The organism is Falsiroseomonas oryziterrae, assembly GCF_021864505.1.
In the GTDB taxonomy this organism is placed as follows: Bacteria; Pseudomonadota; Alphaproteobacteria; order Acetobacterales; family Acetobacteraceae; genus Falsiroseomonas; species Falsiroseomonas oryziterrae.
Window position 1 is genome coordinate 1 of record NZ_JAKJIB010000629.1, and the last position, 973, is coordinate 973.

Consider the following 973-nt stretch of genomic DNA (forward strand, 5'->3'; position numbering starts at 1 on the left):
GTCACGCGCCATCCAGCGCCGCCCGCAGCAACGCGAAGCTCTCCTCCATCGGCGCCGGCTCGCCCTTGCCCTGCGCCAGCAGCGCCTCGATCCGCGCGGCGGCGGCGAGCGCGGCATCCACCTCCGCATCCGTCCCGGCGCGATAGGCGCCGAGGCGCACCAGCTCCGCCATCTCCGCCTGCACCGCAAGCGCCCGGCGCGCGCGGGCGACCAGCTCGCGCTCCGACGGCTCCAGCACGCCCGGCACGGTGCGCGACAGGCTGCGCAGCACGTCCACCGCCGGCCAGCGCCCGCGCTCGCCGATCGCGCGGTCCAGCACGACATGCCCATCCAGCACGCCGCGCACCGCATCCGCCACCGGCTCGTCATGGTCGTCGCCCTCCACCAGCACCGTGGCGACGAGCGTGATGGATCCACGGCAGCCTTCCGGCCCCGGCCCGGCGCGTTCCAGCAGCCGCGGCAGCTCGGCGAAGACCGAGGGCGGGAAGCCGCGCGTCGCCGGCGGCTCGCCGGCCGCCAGGCCGATCTCGCGGCAGGCCAGCGCGAAGCGCGTGATGGAATCGAGCAGGAGCAGCACGCGCAGCCCGGCGTCGCGGAACTGCTCGGCCACCGTCATCGCGCTCCAGGCCGCGGCGCGGCGCAGCGGCGCAGCGCTGTCCGAGGTGGCGCAGACCACGACGCTGCGCGCCATCCCCGCCGGGCCGAGATCGTCCTCGACGAAGTCACGCAGCTCCCGCCCGCGCTCGCCCACCAGCCCGAGCACCGTCACGTCGAAGCGCGGCGCGCCGGCGAGCATCGCCAGCAGCGTGGACTTGCCCACGCCCGAGGCCGCGAAGAGCCCGATCCGCTGCCCCTCCCGCATCGTGCAGAACAGGTCGAGCGCCCGCACGCCGAGGTCGCATCGCGGCCCGAGCCGCGCGCGCATGCCGGCCGGCGGCGCATCGCCGGTCACGATGCGGGCGACGGCGCCCGG

The 973-nt window shown here is 76.9% G+C and carries 1 protein-coding gene; it reads right to left on the reverse strand.

What is annotated here, in order from left to right:
• Position 1 precedes the first annotated feature (1 nt).
• On the reverse strand, positions 2-973 hold a 972-nt coding region (locus tag L2I40_RS23725), incomplete at its 5' end, for a FliI/YscN family ATPase (RefSeq protein ID WP_237217806.1).